The sequence below is a fragment of the Pseudahrensia aquimaris genome (assembly GCF_042676045.1).
In the GTDB taxonomy this organism is placed as follows: domain Bacteria; phylum Pseudomonadota; class Alphaproteobacteria; order Rhizobiales; family Rhizobiaceae; genus Pseudahrensia; species Pseudahrensia aquimaris.
The window spans coordinates 182612-201447 of sequence record NZ_JBHTJV010000005.1 but is presented as its reverse complement, the minus strand read 5'-3'; the positions used below and the strand labels follow the sequence as shown (position 1 = coordinate 201447).

At 54.6% G+C, this 18836-nt stretch carries 6 protein-coding genes; all 6 read left to right on the top strand.

The features are described 5' to 3' along the window. Nucleotides 1–212 precede the first annotated feature (212 nt). Nucleotides 213–11066, top strand: a complete 10854-nt coding sequence (locus ACFQ14_RS08350; protein ID WP_377212269.1) for a tandem-95 repeat protein — start codon at nt 213–215, stop codon at nt 11064–11066. Nucleotides 11067–11284: 218 nt separating this feature from the next. Beyond that, nucleotides 11285–12967 carry a TolC family protein gene (locus tag ACFQ14_RS08345; RefSeq protein ID WP_377212268.1) on the top strand — a complete coding sequence of 561 codons (1683 nt, stop codon included), beginning with the start codon at nt 11285–11287 and terminating at the stop codon, nt 12965–12967. A 66-nt stretch (nt 12968–13033) separates the two neighbouring features. Continuing rightward, on the top strand, nt 13034–13897 hold the full coding sequence (locus ACFQ14_RS08340) for an efflux RND transporter periplasmic adaptor subunit (protein ID WP_377212267.1): 864 nt from the start codon (nt 13034–13036) through the stop codon (nt 13895–13897). Between the two features lie 73 nt (nt 13898–13970). Next, nucleotides 13971–15491 (top strand): efflux RND transporter periplasmic adaptor subunit, encoded by a 1521-nt coding sequence (locus tag ACFQ14_RS08335; protein WP_377212266.1) that lies wholly within the window; start codon nt 13971–13973, stop codon nt 15489–15491. A 9-nt stretch (nt 15492–15500) separates the two neighbouring features. Further along, the gene (locus ACFQ14_RS08330; RefSeq protein WP_377212265.1) at nt 15501–17636 is read left to right on the top strand and encodes an HlyD family efflux transporter periplasmic adaptor subunit; all 2136 of its coding nucleotides are present in this window, start codon (nt 15501–15503) and stop codon (nt 17634–17636) included. Nucleotides 17637–17746: 110 nt separating this feature from the next. Then, nucleotides 17747–18835, top strand: a complete 1089-nt coding sequence (locus tag ACFQ14_RS08325) for a hypothetical protein (protein ID WP_377212264.1) — start codon at nt 17747–17749, stop codon at nt 18833–18835. The last annotated feature ends 1 nt before the right edge of the window (nt 18836 follow it).

The window sequence follows — 18836 nt, the reverse complement described above, 5'->3', positions numbered from 1 at the left end:
AATGCTTTCATCAATCCTTACCCCGTTTGGCCGTTATCGCTCATCATTAACGCGATGCTAACCATGTTAACCCCATTGTTCCCCCAAAGGTTTTGGGTGGAACGCCCGGACTCTGTCTGTCGTCAGGCGGAGTGCGCGTGTTCGTTGGCAGGAAAGCGTGACATATGTCGGGGCGATTCAAATCGATTTTCAGACGAAAGAACAGGCAGGACGTGCCTGCCCCTTCACGGGAAAAACCGCTCATGCGGGCGCTGGAACCGCGCATTCTGTTGGATGCGGCGACGGTAGAAACCGCGCTCGATATTGCTGGTCAAGCGGCGCACAGCCAGTTGGCCGACGATTACATGGCGACCAGTCATGCGGTTCAAGACGAGACTGATGGTGCTGCGGCAGGGGTGAAGGATTTTGAGCGTTCGGGCGAATCAGTTGCTTCCGAGCGTCGTGAAATCGTGTTCATCGACGCAGGCGTTCCCGATCAGGAAGATCTGATTTCGGCGCTGGAGCCGGGCGCACAGGTCGTTATGATTGAGGCTGGGCGCGATGGCGTTGAGCAAATTGCGCAAGCGCTCGAAGGCGCAGTGTCGTATGATGCGGTACACATTTTTGCCCACGGTTCGGCTGGCAGTTTGCAACTGGGTGATGGCGAACTGACGGCAGCGACGATTACCGGTCAGTATCGAGAAACACTTCGTGGCTTGAGCCAGGCGCTTGGCGATGACGCCGACATTCTGATTTACGGCTGTTCGTTTGGCCAAGGCGCTGTTGGAGAGCGCGCGGCAGCTTTGCTGGCTGAAGCAACAGGCGCTGACATCGCTGCTTCCGACGATCTGACCGGCCACGAAAGCCTGTCTGGCGACTGGGATCTAGAAGTCCAGGTGGGTGAGGTTGAAGCAACGGTTTTCTCTGCACCTGAATGGCAGGGCATCCTTGGCCCAGAATTCACCATTGAGGCTTTGGCCCAACCGGAAATTTCCAACCCCAGCGGGGGGGTTGTGGGCATGTTGGGCACGGTTGCGCTGTGGAATGGCGCTGTCACTTTCGACCCGGACAATGGCGACCCAACCCAGACGTTTAGCTTGCGGGCAACGGTTTTGCAGCAGTCGGAAACCGTTTCCACCACCTTTGAAACCGTCCAACCGGGCGGCGATATGCGGGTGGTTTTGACCAATTTCGGTGCTGAAGTGGGCACCAACGGTCCCGATCGAGTTTTGACAACAGGCACAACGGGCGTGCTCTGGGAAATTATTGACCCTGTCACGGGCATGTTGGCGAATCCGGCTGAAATCAACATTACCTTCAGTGATATTGACGGCCGCGTCGGCTCTCCGATGATTGAGGAATCCGTTAACATCAATCTTGCCAACCTCTATGGCTACACAACCGAGGCTGGCACGGATCTCGATATTTCTGACGATGACTTTGACTTGATGGTCGCTGGCACAACGCAGGGAAACAATAATCCGCTTTCGCAAGTTGGTGCCTATTGGGCCAATTCTTCGCAGTTTCTCGTCAGCTACAACTCCAACACCACAACCGTCGAATTTGACATGGACGGCAACGGTGATGTGATCTTCTCCAACCCTGTCGTCACGCCGACACAGGAATTGGACCTTGATGGCAACGATTCAACTGCCGTAGGCCAGAACTATACCGTGGCTTATCTAAACGGCCTGCCAGCAGGACCGATTGCGGATTCGCCCGTTCCTATTGTCGACCAAGATGTGACCATCATGGATATCGACAGCTACCTTATGGAATCTGTAGTTGTAACGCTCACAAACGCATCCAGCGGCGATGTGCTGAACGTTGATACAGGTGTCATGACGGCCTTGGGCATCAACGCGACGGTTGATACGTCCATGCCGGGCGAAATTGTTGTGACGCTGGCTGGCCGTTCTTTGAACGAGAATTACGAGACAGCGCTTCAGGCGATCACTTATGAAAACACCGAGAGCGACGCGAACTTTGACCGCACCACGCCGCGCATCATTACGTTTGAACTGCGCGACGGGCTGATTACGACGACGGGTGCGCAAACGACGATCACATTTGGTGTGGTCGATGGCACGCCGAATGCTGTGCCTAATGTCTATGTGGAAAACGAAGACACGCCGATCAATGCTACCGCTGCAACTGGGCTGCTGGCCAATGACAGAGACCCGGATGGCGGCAATTTGAACGTTATTGCAGCGTTTGATTCCAATGGCGATGCTATCAGCGTTGGAGGTCCGCCTGCCAATCTGCCAAGCGGTGCGACGTTCCTGCTGAACAGCGATGGCTCATTTTCATATTTCCCCGCATCCAATGAAAGCGGCACCGAATTCATCCGCTACACCATAAGCGACGGCACACAACTGACGACAAGCTGGGCGACTTTCAACATCAAACCTGTGGTCGATCCGATCACGCTGGATGTGGTGCAGCCTGACAATGTTTCGGATGAGGATGCTTCTTCCGACCCGATTTCGGTTTCGTTTTCAGTTGCCGATCCGTCACAAACGCAAACCGTACGGGTGAACAACATTCCCACAGGTGTTGTGCTGACGGATGGCACGAACATCTACACTTCACCCACACCTTTCGCGAATGTCGAAATCGACGGTTGGGACTTGTCGCAATTGCGGGTGTTGCCGCTTGAAAACAGCGATGAAGACATAACGATCAACATCGTTGCCACGACACAGGAAGCTGATGGCTCGATGATGATGGACACCCGTTCTGTCACGTTCGAAGTGAATGCTGTTGCGGACGCTGCCATCATTGCCATTGATGCTGTGGGTGGTCCGGTTGATGCAACGGTGCAAATCGGAACGGCGATCACGCTGGAACTGTTTGATGAAGACGGGTCAGAGATGATCACCGATATCATGATCGGAAACATTCCAACCGGTGCGCAGATATTCGTGAGTGGCGTGGAAAGAACCGTCACGGCAGGCATGATCAATCTGTCGCTGGCGGACCTTTCCGACGTGTTGTTCGTCCCGCCACAGACCGGGAACGATGTGATTTATCCGCTCGAAGTCTTTGTGACAACGACTGAAGTTTCGCCTGAAAACAATGTCACCTCCGTTTCCAACGTTGTGGGTCCGGTGCCGCTCGTCATTGATCTTAACAGTAATGATGATCCGGTTGCCGCGGTCAACGATAGGGCCATTACGGGCTCTGGAATTCCTGTAACGCTGCCGCTGTTGTTCAACGACTTTATTCCTGATGGCGGCGGTCTTGTAACCGAGGTTGATGGCCAAGGTATCAACACGTCCAATCCCGTTACCCTGCCAAACGGTATGGGCGTTGTGAGCATGGACAGCAGCGAGAACATCATTTTCACACCGTCTGGCACGTTTTCGGGGCTTGCCGTCTTCACCTATGGAATGCGCGACCTTGATGGCTCGACAGATTCAGCAACTGTGGTGGTGGATGTGCAGCCGGTGTGGAACATCAGCGGCCCGACAAGCCCTGTGAATGAGGGTGACAACGCTGTTTTTGAAATCGAACTGTTTGGCGCTCAAGAGCCCGGCAAGATGGTTAGTGTCGATTTCGCTTTCTCCAATTTGGGCGCATCGGCTGCGGATGTCGGGGTTTTGTATGACGCGCTGGACGATGCTGTTGCCTTTACGTCTGACGATGGCTTCTCTCGCGTTGGCGATACGCTGGAATATACCGCTCCGCTCGCCGCATATCCGGCCGTTGTCGACCCTGCCGGCACATTTGTGGACATTAGTGGACCCGGTGATTCTGACTTGGCGTTGTCGCTGGGCAATGACGGCATTGCGTCAACCGGTATCGGATTTGATTTCAATTTCTTCGGCGAAGACTATGACAGCGTCTTTGTCTCCTCCGATGGCTATGTGACCTTCGGCAGCCCCATTGGCGTGTCGAACAACGTGGCGCTCGACGGAACAGCCTTTGGTGGCCGTCCGGCAATTGCAGCGCTTTGGGACGATCTCACGCAAGCCTCTGGCGACGTGTTGGTGAGAACAACGGATGCACCCGAGGGCATCCGCGAATTTATCATTCAATGGAATGACGTGAGCCGCGAAGGCGGCGGGCCGGGCACTGGAACGTTCCAATTGATTTTGAGCGAGGCCGATGGCTCGGTTCGCATGAACTATCAGGACATTGATTTTGGTGGTGGCGCGAGCGGCGGCCAATCTGCGACCGTCGGCATTGAGGGGCCGAATGGCCTGTTTACCAATTACAGCTTTGACGGCAGCCCGACGATTGCAAACGGCACCAGCATTTTGTTCTCGCGGCCCAATGCGGTCACTCCGACGATGACGGTCGCTCTGTCCATTGTCGATGATCCAACCTTCGAGATTCGTGAAAACTTTGCTCTGTCGCTTTCCAATTCGGTTAACACGCGCATCGGGCTTGATGTGGCGCAAGTTACTATTGAGGTGAGCGATAACAGCGCGCCAAATGCCCAAGATGATACGGTGATCGTAGATGAAATCACGGTTGGGCAGATTGATGTTCTGAACAACCCATTCGGCTCTGATACTGATGCTGAAGGCCATAGCCTGACGACCAATGCGGTGAATGGTTCTGCACTGATCGTGGGCGAATCCGTGACCATTCCTTCCGGCGCGATTGTGACAATGCAATCCAACGGTGTGTTCACCTACGATCCAAATGGCGTGTTCAACAGCCTGCCGCCAGGCGGATTGGGCGCGGACTCGTTCACCTATCGGGTGGAAGACGAGTTCGGAGCGTCCAGCATTGCAACAGTCAACGTCCAGATCGACGGCATCAACATCATCACTGTAGTCGACTTGAACGGCCCGCTGCTTTCCGGTCCATCAGGAATTTCCAGTTTCAGTCCTGACGATCCGCCGTTGCGGATCAACAGTCTGGATGCCGAGGTGGTTGATGGCGATAACGATGACTTTACCCGTCTCGATTTGACGCTGGTTGATTTCCTGCAATCTGGTTCCGAAGTGGTTACCGTTGCGGGTCATGCGCTGACATTCGGCACTGCGGACACGCAGACGGTGACTTTTGCCGGCGAGAGCGTGGACATCACTTACGATGGCGCCGCCGATATCTCGGTGGTTCTCAACGGTGGCGGCGCTATGCCTATCGCGCTGGTAAACGAGATCCTTCGCGAAGTAACCTACCAGAACACGTCCAGTGCCGATCTTGCCGGGCTGCGTCAGATAGAGTTCCAGACCAATGACGGCATCGACCCGAGTTTGGTGGCTACCGCCCGTATCAATGTAGTGGGCTCTAACGTTGCGCCGGATGCGCAAGATGATGTGCTTTCAACGCCGGTTGCGGAAGATTCCAGCATCACAATTGCGGCCTCGACATTGCTGTTCAACGACAGCGACGCAGACTTTGATCCCATCACAATCATTGCCGTTGATGGCGGCGCTAACGGGAACGCTGTGCTTGACGGTTCGGGTGATGTTGTCTTTACGCCAAATGCAGACTTCAACGGCACCGCTCAGTTCACCTACACGATTGCTGATGGCAATGGTGCCACCGCTGACGCGACCGTGACCATCACCGTCACATCGGTTCTTGATGCGCCGCGCATTGATTTGAACGGTGTTATCCCCGGGCGCGATTACACGGCAAACTATGTTGAAGGTGGCGCGCCAGTTTCGCTGCTTGATAGCACGGGGTTTGTGCTCAACCCCGATGGTGGAACGATCGACACTCTGACTATTACACTTACAAACGGCTTTGTTGGCGATCGTTTTTCGATTGGTGCCTTGCCCGGTGGCATTGCAGCCAATGTCACCCCTTCCAGCGGCTTGACGGGTCTGACGGCTGACGGTCCCGTGACGATTATTTTGTCGAACCCGACAACGAGTGCCAACTACACTGCCGCCCTCCAAGCGATTACGTTTGAGACAATCAGCGATGCTCCAAACCTGTCTGGCCGGATGATTGAGATTTCGGCAAACGGTAACGGCTTGGACTCCAACTCTGCGACGGTTGCAATTTCGGTATCGCCAACAAACGATGGACCGCAAGCCAACGATGACGGTTTCTTTACTCTGCTGGAAGACGCCAGTTTTGTCATTTCGCCCACTGATCTGTTGGCTAACGATACGGACCCTGATCTTGAACCGCTAACGGTGACGGACGTTCTCAATCCAATCAACGGTTCCGTGACCTTTATGGGCAATGGCGATATTCGCTTTGTGCCAGACGCTGATTATTTTGGGCCGGCCGCCTTTGATTATGAGATTTCCGACGCTGATGGTGAGACTTCCATCGCGACCGTTCGACTGACCGTTCAGTCGGTGAATGACGTGCCGGAGCTTGACCTCGATGGCACCGCATCGGGTATCGACCATCAGGATACATATTTTGAGAATGGGCCGGGTGTGGCGCTGGTTAGTGCCGATCTGACATTGACTGACCGCGACGATTCCAACTTGGCTTTTGTCACGGCGCGGCTGACCAATGGGCTCGTAGGCGACCGTCTTTTCTCTGAAGGCACCCTGCCTGCTGGCATAACCCTTGTGGTCAATCCAAGCAGCAATCTGATTGTTGATGGTGAAATCCAGCTTTCTCTGGCTGGCAACGCGACGCTAGCGGACTATCGTTCCGCTTTGCAGACCTTGCGGTTTGAAACTTCATCCGACCGGCCAGATGTAACGCCTCGCCAAATTGAGATTGTCGCCAATGATGGCGAAGACACCTCGCTGATTGCTATCAGCGAAATCTTGATCGTGCCCGTCAATGATGCGCCAGTGGCGGTGAATGACGGCCCGTTTGTTTTGGCAGAAGATACCACTTTGATCATCGCTCCATCTGCACTGTTGTCCAATGACAGCGACCCTGACGGCGATGCGCTTACTTTCATGTCCATCGACAACGTGACCAACGGTTCTGCTGTGATCACCGGATCCGGTGACATCGAGTTCACACCGGACAGCGACTATTTCGGTCCGGCACAATTCGATTACGTGATCAATGACGGTAATGGCGAGACGGCTATTGGCACGGTTACTTTGGATGTAACGCCGGTCAACGATACGCCTTTCATCGATCTTGATGCCAACGAACTCGGTATCGATTTCTCGGCGAGCTACACTGAAAATGACCCACCCATCGCTGTTGTCGATGGTACGGTTACGCTGGCTGATGTGGACGACGCGCAATTGGAGGGTGTGACGCTTGTGCTGACAAATGGCCGTATTGGCGATGTGCTGAGCCATGAAGCGCTGCCTTCTGGTATCACCGCTTCCATTACGCCGAGCAGCGCTCTGGTCGTCGATGGCACCATTACGATGACACTGTTTGGTTCTGCATCTTTGGCGGATTATCAGATTGCATTGCAGGCGGTGCGCTATGCGTCTGTTTCGGAAGATCCGAACGAGACAACGCGCACGATCACCATTCAGGCGGACGATGGCGAGACGACTTCACTGGTCGCCACATCGAGCATCGCTGTCACGGCGGTCAACGATTTGCCGACGGCCGTTGGCGATGGCCCGCTGACAACTGGCGAAAACGAGGCGTTGACGATCACGCCTGCTGAACTGCTTGGCAACGACATTGATCTTGATGATACCAACCTGACGATCACCAGCGTCTCCGGTGCAACCAATGGCACCGTTGTTATCAACGGTTCCGGCAACATCATCTATACGCCAGACAATGCCTATTTTGGTTCGGATAGTTTTGACTACGAAATCACCGACCCCGATGGCGCGGTCTCAACAGCGACGGTGGCGATAGATGTCACCCCGATTAATGATGCGCCTGAACTGGATGCGAATGGCGTTGCTGCCTCCGGCGTAAATTATACCATCACCTATACTGAAAACGATGCGCCGCTTTCCATCGTCGCAGCTGATTTTGATATCTACGACCAAGATGATACCGAACTGGAGAGCGCGGAAATCGTGCTGACCAACGGGCAGATTGGCGACAGGCTCACTGCACCGGGCAGCCTTGGTGCAATTTCAATTTTTGTCTCTCCCACCGGCTCGCTGGTTGCGCCCGGTCCTGTGACGATCAGTTTGGTTGGAACGGGAACTATTGCCGAATACGAAGCGGCGTTTGCCGCGATTGAATACGCGAATGTGACGGAAGAGCCGGACACAACGCCGCGCGTTCTGGAAATGACTGCATTTGATGGCGAAGACACATCAATCGTTGTGACAACGACGATCAATGTCGTCAGCGTCAACGATCTGCCGGTAGCAAATGCGGATCAGGCTCTATCAATTGATGAGGACGGTGTTCTGACTGTCGATCCGGCTGATCTGATGGCCAATGATACCGATCTTGAGGCGGCACCACTGGTGTTCTCCGGCGTCGGCAATCCGCTCAATGGCACGGTTGCGCTTAATGGTTCCGGTTTGATTGAGTTCACCCCTGATGCAAATTTCTTTGGTGCAGCTGGCTTTGAATACACGATCACCGATGGCGACGGCGCTACGGCTTCGGCCTTTGTCGATGTTCTGGTTTCTTCCGTGAACGACGAACCGGATGTTGATCTGAACGGTGGCGGTAGCGGTGATAATTATGTTGCCCAATACACCGAGAATGATGCGCCGATTGCAGTGATCGGTTCTTCGGTTGCTGTTGGAGACGTTGACGACGCGAATATTGAAAGCGCTGTGGTGCAACTGACCAATGGGCAGGTAGGCGATATTGTCTCGGCGCCGGCAAATGTTGGCCCGATCTCGATTTCGGTTACGCCATCCGGGACGCTTTCCGCGCCTGGTCCTGTGACCGTGCTGATGACTGGTACAGCCACTTTGGCGGAATACGAAGCGGCTCTCGCTTCCGTTCTTTACTCGTCAGATTCTGAATCGCCATCGACTGACGACCGCGTGTTCTCGGTAACGGTCAATGATGGCACGGACGATTCCCCTGCCGCGACGAGCACCATTGAAGTGATCTCAGTCAACGATGTTCCCGTTGCTCAAGCTGATGCTGGCTTCACCATGCTGGAAGATGGGACGATAACGATTTCGCCACTGGCCAATGACACCGATCTTGATGGCGATGTGTTGCAGATCATCGAAATTGACGGTGTTGCGATTGCGCCCGGCGAGACGGTCAATATTGCCAATGGCAGCGTAACGCTTGCTGCTGACGGTATGGATGTCGAATTTGTGCCCGCTGCCGATTACAACGGTGCCATAAGTTTCTCTTACCGCGTCACGGACGGGCAGGCGAGCGATGTGTCCAGTGTTTCCATTGATGTGATCCCGGTCAACGATGCGCCACGTCCGCAAGATGATGGCCCGGTCATTTTGGCTGAAGATACCAGTGTTTCATTCAATCCGATTGCCGCTAACGACAGCGATCCGGAAGGTGATCCGTTGACGTTGACCGCAGTGCAAGGCATCGCGGTTTCGGCTGGTAGTTCCGTCCCTGTCGATAACGGCACAATCGTAGTCGATGCTGATGGCGAAACGCTTCTGTTCACGCCAAACCCGGATTTCTTCGGTCAAGTCGTAGTAAGCTATACGGTAAGCGACGGCACAGACACGGCAAGCGCCGAGATCATCTACGACGTGACGCCGGTGAACGATCCGACGCTGGCGGTTTCCACGCCTTCCAACCGGACTTTGAATGACGGCGAAATTGTCAATCTGCCGATGGGCCAACACTTCGCTGATGTGGATGGCGACGCGCTTGCGTTCGCGGCCAGCGGCTTGCCGGCTGGTCTATCGATCAACGCTTCAACGGGCATTATCAGCGGCCAGATTGCCTCTGATGCTTCGCAGAGCGGACCTTATACGATCACAGTGGAAGCGACGGACGGTCTCAGCCCGGTCGCTAGCGTGTCGTTCAACATGGACGTGCTCAACACGATCCCAACCGCGTCTCCCGCACAGACTGTGCCACTGTTTGAAGGCAGCGATTTTGCCTATGTGGTTGGCGATTTGTTCAATGACGCGGATGGCGATGTGCTGACGATTGATGCAACCGGGCTTCCCGTCTGGATGAGCTATGACGTTTCAAATGGAGTGCTGACCGGCACTGTGCCGAGCGACGCTGCTCTGTTTGGCCCCGTGACGGTGGCACTGGCAGCGGACGATAACCAAGGTGGCACGGCTGCTACCGTGGTAACGTTCGTGCCACAAAATGAGGCGCCTGTTCCAACTGGCCCGGCGCCTATCATACGCACTCAAGAGACGCAGGATGTTTTCTTTGATGTCTCTGCTGCATTCGTCGATGGTGGCAACGATACCGATCCGCTGACTTTCCAAGTGACTGGACTGCCGGCTGGCCTAACTTTCGCTCCCGATTCTGCCCTGATTTCCGGCACGCTGGAAGCTGGCACGCAGCGGGTTGAGCCTTACTACGTGATCATGACTGCTGACGATGGTCAGGGTGGTGTCGTTTCACAGACTTTGACATTGCGTGTGTTCGATTTGGGATCAGCGGTTGAAGAGCCCAAGTTTGGTGGCGTGGCTGCCGATGAGGCAAGCGCGTTTGCGTTGACACCGTCGCGCTTGGTCAGTGCAACAGAAGTTTCAAACTCATCGCTGCTTGACGCTCTCAATGAAGCAGAAGACCTGTCCGGCATCGATCTGCTGGACGACAATTCACTGATCTTGACAGCAGCAGTTGATGGTATGGACTCGCTGAACGCAACGCAGTCCGCTTCAATCGTGGGTGGGGCTATTCCAGAGGAAGCATTCGATGATCTCGATGCTGCTGGTGAGTGGATCGGTGCAGCCGTTTCTGAAGACACATACCTGCCGGGTAGTTCTGAAGCTGTAAGCGTGGAGAATCTAACCATCGAGGCCAACCGCACCGGAGCAGCCTTGTTTATCGAAATTACGATGCCTGGCGATGACCGCTCTTTTATGGATGATCTGACCATTGCACTTCGTGGTGGAGACGAACTGCCTGCATGGATGAAGGTTCTGCGAGCCGGGTTTATTTCCGCTAATCCGCCAGCGAATGTGATCGCGGTGGAGCTGGAATTGAGCATTGGTGAAGAAGCCAAGCGTATGGTGCGCGTTGACCTGGCCGACGGCTCTGTTGTTGAGCTTGTTGATGACGGGAAAGATGAGAAAGCGGGTGCGCCGGTAATTGAAAAACCGGTGGAGCCTGAACGCATACGCGGGTCAAAGTAACTGCTCAATAATTTAGTGCGCTGATAAAAAGGGGAATTTCCAACTGGAAGTTCCCCTTTTTCTTGTTTCGGTTGATTGTATTTATGGTGAAGAAAAAGGAAAAATTCATGGCGGCGTTAAGTCTTCATTAGCCCTAACAAGCGATAAATGACCTTGAAACCGCCCTAAGTGTCGTTGCCGACATGCTGGGCAAATCAAGGTAGTACGAGGGCGTAACAGTGAAGCGTATAATTCTCACCACGGCATTGGCATTGACAGTCTCTGCCTGCAGTATTTCTCCGAAGCCGCTGACGACAGGTTCTGTCAAAAGTTTTGCAGATGACAAGCTCGCACGGGTTACAGCCCAACAAGAGCCGATCACAAAGGGCATTACCATCCATGAAGCGATGGCGCGTGCATTGAAATACAATCTCGACTTCCATGTTGAGATTTTCAATGAATCGCTGGCTGCCCGGAAACTTGAGACGGCGCGTCTTGATACGCTACCGAAGCTGGCAACGTCTGCGCTCTATTCTGGCCGCGATAACAATTCCGGCAACAAGAATTCAATTCTGTTTCCCGACCGCGAGAAGTTCCAAGAGGATATTTCGCTGTCCTGGAACATTCTTGATTTCGGCCTCAGCTACGTCCGTGCTCAACAAGCAGCCGATCAGGTTTTGGTTGCCGAAGAGAACCGTCGCAAGATCATCAACCGTGTGATTGAAGACGTGCGTACCGCCTATTGGCGTGCCGTGTCGGCTGATCGTCTGGTGAAAGGGCTTCGTGCTCTTGAAGGCCGTGCGAAGCGTGCGCTGAAGAACTCAGAAAAACTGCAACTGGACGGCGAAGCCTCGCCGCTGACCGCGCTGACATATCAGCGTGAACTGGTCGAGATCCAGCAGCGCATCCAGCGTCTGCAGAAAGACCTATCGCTCGCCAAATTGCAGCTAGCTGCTCTCATGAACATTCGTCCCGGCGAACACTTCCAATTGGCTGCGCCGAAATCTGGCGTGCATGACAATTCGCTCGATATGGACGGCGAGGAAATGGTTTTTGCTGCTCTGGAAAACCGCCCGGAAATTCGCGACATACAATACAAGTTGCGCATCAACGCCAAAGAATCCAAGCGGGCGCTGCTTGAACTGCTTCCTGGTGTGAACCTGTTTGCCTCGGCCAACTGGGACAGCGACAGCTACCTCTACAATTCCAATTGGGTTGGTTGGGGCGCTCGTGCGACGTGGAACGTCATGCAGGTGTTCAAGTATCCCGCTCAAAAGCGTTTGATCGCTGCTGAAGAGGAAGTGCTGGACGCTCGTGCACTGGCCGTGACGATGGCAATCATCACGCAAGTTCATGTGAGCCGCGTACGCTACGGACATTCGCACAAGCTGTACCACACGGCGCGCAAGCACCTGAAAGTGCAGAAGGGCATCTTGAAGCAAATTCGCATCAGCAATGATGAAGGTCAGGCAAGCGAACAGACGCTCATCCGCGAAGAAATGAACACGCTGGCGTCTCAGGTGGCTGCGGATATCGCATATGCCGATCTGCAAAACGCCTATGCCAACATCTTCGCTTCTATGGGTCTTGACCCGTATCCCGGCAAATTCGACACAAACCAGTCGGTCGACAGTCTCGCATCCTCGCTCAAGGGCATGTGGATTGAACGTGGTGACAAGTCTGGCATCACCAGTGCGATGGCATCTGCCAAACGTTTCCGCGCGCAGCAGGGTCATGTCCATGCGGTCACAAACAAGACTTCTACCTACAACAAAGATCCTTTCGTCAAAGAGACGAAAGACTGGGGCGACCTGCGCACCGGTTCTGTGACGCGCAAAAAGGGTAATTTCCTGCGCGACGTTATGGGCTTGGGTAAGCCCAATACGTCTAAAACACCGCAGATAATCAATAACGATCGATAACCAGTTGCCGCCTAGCATTGTGTGTTGGGCGGCTCCGATCAAGTGATGATGAAAGAAGTTGCAATCATGAAAACGACCATTCTTGCCACCACCGTGACCATCGGTCTGGCTACCATGCTGGCGGTACCCGGTCATGCCGGACAATCCGCTTCAACTGCGGTTCAGGAAATGACCACAGAGCAGCGCAAAGAATTGATGAAAAAGGTTCGTAAGGGCAATGTCGACAAAACGACCACGGCTTCGGTCAATGACACGAAGACAAGTGCATACGATGCGCGTGGTGTGGTTGAGCCAAATGCTGAAGTGACCCTGGGTGCTGGTGTTGCCGCCAAGATCGAAAAGTTGCCGTTCAAGAACGGCCAGACTTTCAAAAAAGGTGATGAGCTGGTTCTGTTTGATTGCGCTCGCCAGCGGGCTGATTTGCGCGGTGCGAACGCATCTTTGAACAAGGCTTCGTCCTTTTATCAGGGCAAGCGCCGTTTGAAATCTCGTGGTGCTGCGGGTTCCCAAGAAGTGCGCGAAGCTGCCGCTGATGTTGCATCAGCCAAGGCTTCTGTTGATGCGCTGACTGAGGTAATCAGCCTCTGCCGTATAGCAGCTCCGTTCAACGGTCGTGTGGTTGAACGCCATGCCGAGCCTTACGAAATTCCTGCTGCCAATGCGCCGATCATGACGGTTGTTGATGACAGCGCGCTGGAGCTGGATCTGATCGTTCCATCAACATGGTTGCGTTGGGTGAACAAAGGGTCCGAGTTTGATTTCGAGGTTGATGAACTGGGCAAGAGCTTCAAGGCCCGCGTTGAGCGTCTCGGTGCCAAAGTTGATGCTGTTAGCCAGACGATCAAGCTGACGGGCACGTTCGTGCAGCGTCCTGCGAATGTTCTGGCTGGCATGAGCGGGACTGCAAAGTTCAACCCTCCGACCAATTGAGGTCAATGACATTTCAGCCGGCGCGACATGCTCGCGCCGGCTATCAGCCTTTAAGACAAAGCGGGAAAACCGAATGAACAAGGCAACAGCAGGGATGCCACAAAACACGGCGAAGACAGACGGGCAGGGCGGCGAAAGCAGTTCTGCTTTTTCGCGTCTTGGACGATTGAGCGCCAAACCGGCCGATCGTGTTGAAGTGCGGACAAAACCATCTGCGCCGCAACAGGGAAAACCTGCGCCTGAAAAAACTGCAAAACCTCGTGCAGCTTCTGAAAGTGACATCGCCAACGGTATGTTGAGCCTTGAGCGCGAAGCACGCAAAGCCGAAAGCGAAGCGGAGCTTGGCTATTTAATGGTCAACGGTTCGCGGGCTGCACTGCAATATCGCCAGTCTATGCTGCTGCTGCGCCACGGCAAAAAGGGTCACCGAGTTCAAGCTGTCTCATCGCTTTCGGCTGTTGACCGCTCGTCAACATTTATTCGCTGGATTGAGTCCCTCGCCAAGAACAAGCTAAAGGGTGAAAATTCTGACAAGATTGTGACCTTTGACGTCCACCGCGAGGCGGAGCAGGGCGACATTGATGCCAAGTCCTATCCGTTTGGACAGATGGCAATGCTGCCATTGATGCTGCGCGACGGCACGATCTTTGCGCACCTGGCCTTTACCCGCGAAAGCGAATGGGATGAGCGCAGCCTCGTGGCCGCCGCCCGTCTTTGCGAAACCTATTCCCACGCGTGGGAGGCTCTGTCTGGCCCGCGCAAAACCAAACGCCGTTTGCGCTCGCGCTCGCTGTTTATGGGGCTTGGAGCGATTGCGGTTTTGCTCGCTGGTTTCATTCCCGTGCCGCTGACCGTGCTTGCACCTGCTGAAGTGACGGCGGCAGATGCCAATATCGTGGCCGCTCCCATTGATGGTGTGATCGAGACTGTAAAGGTCGACCCCAACACGATGGTTGAAGCGGGCACCGCGCTGTTTTCCTATTCGGACACAGACTTGCGCAACCGTGTGAAGCTGGCGGGCCAAGCGGTCAGCGTAGCCGAAGCACGCTATGCGCAGGCGTTGCGTACGTCGTTTGCAGACCCAATCGCCAAGCGCGAACTGTCCATCGCTCAGAGCGAGTTGACGTTGAAGGCTGGCGAATACGACTACGCCAAGGAATTGCTCGGCAAGTCTGTGGTGAAGGCCGCTGTAGGCGGGCTGGTGATTTTTGCAGACAAAGACACATGGACGGGTCGTCCTGTTTCGACAGGCGAGCGCATTATGCGCATTGCTGACCCCACGAATGTTGAGATTTCGGTCAACCTTCCGGTCGCTGACGCCATCGTGTTGGAGAAGGATGCCCATGTGCAGCTTTATCTTGATTCTGATCCGCTTCAGCCAATCGATGGTGTGCTGACCTCCGCCAGTTTCCACGCTGCGCCTGATGGTGCAGGAGCATTGAGTTATCGCGTGAAGGCACGTTTTGCCGACGATGTTGCGAAGCCGCGCATCGGTCTTCGCGGCACGGCGCAGGTGCACGGCGAGAAGGTGAAGCTGGCTTACTTCCTGTTTAGAAAACCTCTTGCGACGATCCGGCAATGGACCGGGTGGTAGGAGGACGCGGTGTTAAGCCAGCAAGAGGGGAATGAACCTGTTCCGCTGCCGGTGCTGCGCGATGATCTGGAGATCGTCAAAACCGCACCGCTGGCCAACGGCGCACCCGCTTGGGTGATTTTCGATCCTGTCGCTGGCCGCTATTTCGAAATCGGTCGCGAGTTGCTGGACATGCTGATGGTTTGGCGTGTGGGAGAGGCCAAGAAGCTCATCCGCACCATTCGAACAGAATTTGGGCGCGTGGTAAGTGAAGAAGACATCGCCGAAGCAGTCCACTTTCTGATTTCCAACGCGCTGGTGCGCGATATTCCCAATAACGATTACAAATTGATGGCGCAGACGGTGCAGAACCAGAAGAAATCCTGGTTCTCGACCATGATGCATTCCTATCTTTTCTTCCGCATTCCGTTGGTGCGGCCGGATAAGTTTCTGCGCCGAACGTGGCCTGCCGTCTCGCCGTTGTTCACCCGCACGGCGGTTTGGATTTATGCGATTATCGGATTGATCGGGCTGTATCTGGTTTCGCGGCAGTGGGACCAATTTGCGGGCACGTTCCAGTTTCTCCTCTCGTGGCAGGGGGCGCTGCTTTATGGCGCAAGCCTTGTGGTGGTGAAGTCACTACACGAATTGGGGCATGCCTACATGGCGGTGCGCTACGGATTGCGCGTGCCGACGATTGGCGTTGCGTTCATGGTGCTGATGCCGGTGCTTTATACCGATACATCCGGCGCGTGGAGACTGAAGTCGCGGCGCGAGCGGTTGATGATCGACGGGGCGGGGATTTTCACTGAACTGACGCTGGCTTGTCTGGCAACGTTCATTTGGGTGTTTTTGCCCGAGGGTGGCTTGCGGCTTTGCTTTTTCGCTATTGCCACAACGTCCTGGATCACGTCGCTTTTCGTAAACCTAAACCCGCTGATGCGCTTTGACGGCTATTACATCCTCTCCGACGCGTTGGGTTTTCAGAATATGCAGAACCGCGGGTTCGAGATGGCCCGCTGGCGGTTGCGGGAAATCCTGTTCGGCCTTGGCGAGCCTGCGCCAGAACTGCTGACCCGCAAAATGCGGCGCACCGTCATCATCCACGCTTGGGCGACGTGGATTTACCGCTTCTTCCTTTTTCTCGGCATTGCGATCCTCGTCTATGCCTTCTTCATCAAGATCATCGGCATATTGCTGTTTGCGGTGGAGATCATCTGGTTCATTCTCATGCCGGTGGGACGCGAAATGCGCCATTGGTGGAGCATTCGGGATAAGATCATGAAAACCAAACGCTTCCTCGTAACTTCACTCGTGCTGGCTGGCGCCGTCGCGGTTGCTGTCATTCCTTGGTCCACACGCATCGTTGTGCCTTCGGTGATGACTGCCGAACACGAACAAACCTTGTTCCCGCCATTTGCCGGACAGGTGGTGGACTTGAAACTTGTCGACGGAATGAAAGTCGAAGAGGGCGATGTGCTGGCCGTTCTGGCGTCGCCGGAGATCGACCAGAAGCTCAAGCAGGCGCAAGAGCGAGCGCGGTTATTGGAAAGCCGCATCGACCGCACAGGTGCCGACAGCCGTGACCGGGCCTCGCTTGTGGTTCTGGAAAATGAATTAAACGAAGTGCGAGAAGAGATGGATGGGCTAAACCGTGTGCGCGAGCAACTGACAATGCGCGCGCCGTTCGCTGGCGTGGTGACGGATATGGACCCGGAACTTCACGTCGGTATCTGGACCAATGTGAAAACGCCAATGGCAACGATACAAGACCGTGAGCGGCTTAAGGTGAAGGGCTATGTGTCGGAGCAAAACCTGTTCCGCTTTGCTGAGGGTGCCCGTGCTACTTTCATTCCCGATAATCCGGAACTAGCCAAGACACCGCTGCAAGTGGCTTCCGTTTCGGTGGCCAGCGTTGAGCGCTTGGACGAGCCGTATCTCGCAATGCGCTATGGAGGCGACATTGCGGTTGATGAAAGTGACAAGAAAGCGCTGCGCCCAACGGCTGCGAATTACGCGATCGACATGGTGCCGAGCGCTGATGAAGCGATTCTGCCAGCGTCTGCTGTTCGTGGCATCTCCGTCATTCAAGGCGAGGCGGAGAGCTTTTATACCCGTATCAAGCGGCAGGTGCTTAAAGTCTTTGTGCGGGAAATGGGAGTTTAATAACAATCCTTCCGCTTGGCGGCTAGAAAACCCGCTGCATTCACTTATATTCCTCTTAACGCAATGCTGCGCCGCGCGCCTTAGCGGCGGCATCGAGGAGAGGGTTTCCAATGGCTAATATGAGCAAATTCGACGCTGAGATCGAAAAGACTAAATCAACCGTCGAAGAAATGCGCGAGCGGCTGAAGGAAAGCCAGATCGTCATTGAAAAAGTGGCAACCGCCGAAACCATCGGTGATGCAAACTTTGATATTGAAAATGCCCGCATCAACGATGTGCTGGCCCAGCAAAAGGTCATGGAAGGCAACATTGCCGATCTCATCATTGGGCTGGAAGACGCGACCAACGTGTTTGGCTCTGAATTTGAGAGCATGAAAAGTTATACGACTTGGGAATCAATCGTTGGCGTGTTCTCCAAACAGCGTGCACAACGCATGCGCACCGACCGCGTGCGTAACATGAGCCTTGCGGGTAATTTGCAGGAACTGCTGACGAAGTCTGACACGATTACTGGTATTTTGACCGAGCAAAAAGATGTGCTCGACGAGCGCTATGCAAAATCTGAATCCAGTTTGCGTGAGGTGATTGAGCGTCGACAGGGCGCCATCAAGCAGCTGGAAGAGACGCAGGCGCGTATCGAAGAATTGAACCCGATGCTGCTGGATCTGGAGAACCAGATTTCGGTTGCGACCAACCAGAGCAAACGCGCGGAACTGGAATCGCAGCGCTCGGAGTTGGCCACCGAATACAACGCCATGCAGGCGAAAGAGCAGGAGCTTTTGGCCGAAAGCCAGACGCTGGAACGCTACACGTCGATGTTCCAGACATTTGTGGATTCGCTCAACAACCAGTTGGCCGCACAGCAAACGCTGATTAACAAGCTGACCATCGATACCGAACAGCGGATTGTGCTCTATAAGGCACTGGAAGACTCGTTGAAGACTGCAGCCCAGCAAGATGTGGCGCACAAGATCAACACGCTTGGCAACAAGGTTGATACAGCGGCCGAAACGACAATGGCCGGCATCGGTGCCGCCGCGCAGTCGCATATCGGCGATCTGCTGGAGATGCACGAGAAGAACATGGTCTCGACCAAGGATATTCAGCGCCGCAAGCAACTGGCCGACGAAGCCTTCGCCCGCCGTTTTGAAGATGTGATGCGCAAGCACAATCAAGCTGACTACGTGGCTCAATCGTAAG

Coding starts and splice junctions, on each gene's coding strand:
- ACFQ14_RS08335 (WP_377212266.1), top strand. CDS start 13,971: ATGAACAAGGCAACAGCAGGGATGCCACAAAACACGGCGAAGACAGAC.
- ACFQ14_RS08340 (WP_377212267.1), top strand. CDS start 13,034: ATGAAAACGACCATTCTTGCCACCACCGTGACCATCGGTCTGGCTACC.
- ACFQ14_RS08325 (WP_377212264.1), top strand. CDS start 17,747: ATGGCTAATATGAGCAAATTCGACGCTGAGATCGAAAAGACTAAATCA.